The following is a 4,023-nucleotide window of genomic DNA, read 5'->3' on the forward strand; positions in this document are numbered from 1 at the left end:
CACGGCACGTCGGATGGATCGGAAAGCGGAAATCTGCGCGGAAAAATGCCTGTGTCGAGGAGACTTACGAGATTTCAGGTTAATTATCTATAATCTCAATTGCGTGGGTGCCTGAACTCTTTGCAAATGCGGAAAGATCAAAATCTGCAAACGGAGATCCTGTCATGGCGCTATTCACACCCGCATTCCCACGTGTCGAGCCGCTCTGGCGGTGGATTGTGCCCGCACTAACCAGTGCGGCTTTCATCACCCTTGGGGCGAAGCTCCAAATTCCCTTCTGGCCTGTGCCTATGACCCTACATACGCTGGCGGTCTTCTTTGTCTCGGCACTTCTGGGACCGCGTTTAGGACTCGGAGCGATGGCGACCTACCTCGGCGCGGGCGCTATGGGATTGCCCGTTTTCTCCGGCACGCCAGAACGCGGCATCGGATTGGCCTATATGATTGGCCCCACCGGCGGTTACCTTCTGGGGTTCCTGCTGGCCTCCGGCCTCATTGGATGGCTTGCCATGGGGCGTGGCTGGGTCGGGCGGGTTCTCGCGATGCTGGTCGGGCTCGCGGTGGTCTATGCCGCCGGTGTCGCATGGCTGGCAGCCTATGTGCCTGCGCACAACCTTCTGGCGGCGGGGGTCACGCCCTTCTTACTTGGCGATTTGGTGAAGGTGGCGCTTGCAGCCACGCTGGTGTCGGGCGTGGCCCGACTGAAAGCGGGGCTGAAATGATACGCACCGACTGGACTCTCAACGAGGCGCTGACCCTCCACGCCCTTCCTTTTCCGGAGCTGACATATCGCGCTCAGACCATCCACCGGGAGCACTTCAACCCGACCGCAATTGAGACGGCAAGCCTGCTGAGCATCAAGACCGGCGGCTGCCCGGAAGATTGCGGCTATTGCTCGCAATCCGCCCACCACAAAACCGGCGTGAAGGCTACCAAGCTGATGGACGTCGAAGAGGTGCTGGAAGCTGCCGGGCGGGCCAAGGCCGTCGGTGCAAATCGCTTCTGCATGGGCGCTGCGTGGCGCAGCCCCAAGGATCGCGACATGGACAAGCTCTGTGAGATGGTGCGTGGGGTGTCCAAGCTGGGCCTCGAGACCTGCATGACGCTCGGCATGCTTACGCCGGAGCAGGTGATCCGTTTCAAGGAGGCGGGGCTCAACTTCTACAACCACAACATCGACACATCTCCAGGTTACTATCCTCAGATCGCCGCGACACGCACAATGGAAGACCGCCTCGAAACGGTCGAGCTTGTCCGACAGGGTGGTATCAATGTCTGTTGCGGCGGCATCTTGGGCATGGGCGAAGCCGAGCGGGATCGCATTTCCATGCTGGTTACCCTCGCCACCCTCCCGGCCCACCCCGGCAGCGCCCCCATCAACCTCTGGAACAAGGTAGAGGGTGTCCCGGTTCAGAGCCGCGCTGAGCCAGTCGATCCCTTTGCGTTGGTGCGTATGGTCGCGCTCGCGCGGATCATGATGCCAGCGACCGTGGTGCGTCTGTCAGCAGGGCGGATGGGCATGAGCGACGAGCTTCAGGCATTGTGCTTTCTCGTGGGCGCCAATTCGATCTTTGTTGGCGATCAGCTCCTGACCACCGAAAATCCTTCGCCGGGAAGTGATGCAGAGCTCCTCAATCGACTGGGAATGCACGTCGCGCCAGCGACGGCGTTCCCGGCAGAAGCGGCACTGTCGCGCCGGATCGACGCTCGCACCACAGCTTGACAGCTTCCCATGCAAATTGCGGAGAGGCTACGGGGTGCGCAGACATCATAAGACAGCTAGGTTGTGGACTAAACCGGGATTTTGTTGGTGTCACAGCCACACGATCAGTTTCCAGTTTTCAGGGACCACCTCATTGCCGCCCGCTGATCAGCCGCGCAGTGCCTCCACATCCGAGGCGATATCCTCGGCGAGACGTTCGATGCGTTCCGCTGCATCGCTGCGTTGGGCATAACAGCGCAGCCCGAATATGGCGGCCTGCAGCCGTGCAGCCAGTCGTTTGGGGTCCGACCCTTGCGGGATCTCGCCTACATCGCGTGCTGCGGTAAAGGCCTCAGCAAACGCAGTCTCTGCCTTTTGCATCATAAACTCGACGGAATGGCGCAATTTCGGATCTTCTTCCTGCGTTTCCAAGAGCGTCTTGACCAGCATGCAAGCCCTCGACGGGTCCGTAGTGCACATGACGCTGCCCAGCATGCGCACATACGTGGCCAGACCTGCCAGCGGCGAAGTGGCACTCGCCAGCGTGTTGGCCAGCACCATTCGGCCACCCTGCGCATAACGTTCCAACGCCGCGAGAAACAGCGCTTCTTTGGAGCCGAAGGCTGCGTAGATCGAGCCCGGGCGCATATCAAGCGCACCTTCGAGATGCTTCAGTGTGGTGTTGTGGTAGCCACGCGCCCAAAACAGCGCCATCGACGCCTCCAGGACCGCGTCCATGTCATATCCCGCTGTCCTGCCCATGGCTCCGCTCCAGAGAAACTTGAGTGTTAGTTCAAAAAATAACTTGAATGATCACTCAAGTAAAGCTAAATGAATTCCTGAACAATCGCTCAATAAAGATGGGAGACCCCGTGACTGATTTCACAAAGCACACGATCGACACCGCCCCCGAGGAAAGCCGCCCACTGCTTGAAAACTCGCAGAAGGCATTTGGTCGCATCCCCGGGCTGCACGCTGTAATGGCTGAGGCCCCGGCGCTGCTGCAAGCCTATCAGCAGGTTCATAAGCTGTTTGTCGAGCAGACGACCTTCGACAAGGACGAGCTGACCGTGGTCTGGCAGTCGATCAACGTCGAGCATGAGTGCGGTTACTGCGTGCCCGCGCATACCGGCATCGCCAAAATGATGAAGGTCGACGATGCGATCTCTGCAGCGCTGCGCGACGAAACCCCACTGCCCAATGATCGGCTCGAGGCACTGCGTGTGTTTACGCTTGCCGTCGTGCGCGGACGGGGCAATGTCAGCGAGGCGGCAGTCAAGGCCTTCTTCGACGCAGGCTTCACCAAACGCCAGGTGCTTGAAGTGATCCTTGGCGTGTCGCAGAAGGTCATGTCGAACTACACTAACCACCTCGCCCAAACACCGGTCGACGAGGCGTTCAAAGGCTTCGCTTGGGAAAGGGCACCCAAAGCCGCGGCCTGACGATCTGAAGTCTTCCTACGGAAAGTCCACTTCGGTTAAATTTACTTGGACTGGAAAGATGCCGGGCATCTAAGCATATGAAACTGAACGCCTTAGTGATAGAAACCCAAAGGTTAATATCTAAGCAGATGCTAGTTCAGAGGCAAGCACGGGACACCCAGGCAACTGCGTCAGCGCCGATCTCAACATCGATCCGATCGCGCCAATATCCGAACTGACAAAGTGCCTGACAGGCTTTTACTGCAAGTCGAACGGCGGAGCTGCTTGATTATTTTCACCAAACCAATCACCGCATACGGAGACACGAATGACTGACCGATCTTCCCTGTTCCAGCCGACTAAACTCGGCGATCTTGAACTACCCAACCGTGTGTTCATGGCACCACTGACCCGAAACCGCTCGCAGGACGACGGCACCCCGGTCGAAATGGCTCAGACCTACTATGGCCAGCGATCAACGGCAGGCCTGATTTTTACAGAAGCGACGCAAGTTTCGGCGATGGGCAAGGGCTACATCAAAACCCCCGGCATCTATACCCCGAGCCACATCGATGGCTGGAAGAAAATTGTGGACTCGGTCCATGCTGACGGCGGCCGCATCTTCGTTCAGCTCTGGCACGTGGGTCGTATCAGCCATACCTCGTTGCTGCCCGATGGGCGCGCGCCTGTCTCTTCGACTGACAAAGCGGCTGAGGCGATGACCTATACCCACAACGGGTTCGAACCCACATCCAAGCCCGACGCGCTGACCGAAGAGGGAATACGCGAGACTATCGCCGACTTCGTGACAGGCGCCAAAGCGGCGAAGGCTGCGGGCTTCGATGGCATCGAAGTGCACGCGGCCAACGGCTATCTACTTGAGCAATTCCTGATGGATGG

At 58.7% G+C, this 4,023-nt stretch carries 4 protein-coding genes and 1 pseudogene; 4 read left to right on the forward strand and 1 reads right to left on the reverse strand.

Annotation, left to right across the window (positions count from 1 at the left end):
- Positions 1 to 164 precede the first annotated feature (164 nt).
- Positions 165 to 722 carry a biotin transporter BioY gene (locus tag ACOI1H_RS23930; RefSeq protein WP_422440700.1) on the forward strand — a complete coding sequence of 186 codons (558 nt, stop codon included), beginning with the start codon at positions 165 to 167 and terminating at the stop codon, positions 720 to 722.
- A complete protein-coding gene (bioB, locus tag ACOI1H_RS23935) occupies positions 719 to 1,723 on the forward strand; it encodes a biotin synthase BioB (protein WP_422440701.1) in 1,005 nt (334 codons plus the stop codon). Before ACOI1H_RS23930 ends, bioB begins: the two co-directional genes overlap by 4 nt.
- Positions 1,724 to 1,870: 147 nt before the next feature.
- On the opposite strand, the gene ACOI1H_RS23940 is transcribed toward bioB, so the two are convergent.
- On the reverse strand, positions 1,871 to 2,440 hold the full coding sequence (locus tag ACOI1H_RS23940; RefSeq protein WP_422440702.1) for a TetR/AcrR family transcriptional regulator: 570 nt from the start codon (positions 2,438 to 2,440) through the stop codon (positions 1,871 to 1,873).
- Positions 2,441 to 2,574: 134 nt separating this feature from the next.
- On the opposite strand from ACOI1H_RS23940, the gene ACOI1H_RS23945 reads away from it, so the two are divergent.
- Both ACOI1H_RS23945 and ACOI1H_RS23950 read left to right on the forward strand, forming a co-directional pair.
- Positions 2,575 to 3,144: a carboxymuconolactone decarboxylase family protein gene (locus tag ACOI1H_RS23945; RefSeq protein ID WP_422440704.1), complete on the forward strand. Its 570-nt coding sequence runs from the start codon at positions 2,575 to 2,577 to the stop codon at positions 3,142 to 3,144.
- A 307-nt stretch (positions 3,145 to 3,451) separates the two neighbouring features.
- Positions 3,452 to 4,023 (forward strand): annotated as a pseudogene (locus ACOI1H_RS23950) (alkene reductase); the annotation flags it as partial.

It is taken from the genome of Loktanella sp. DJP18, assembly GCF_049310965.1.
Taxonomy (GTDB): Bacteria; Pseudomonadota; Alphaproteobacteria; order Rhodobacterales; family Rhodobacteraceae; genus Loktanella.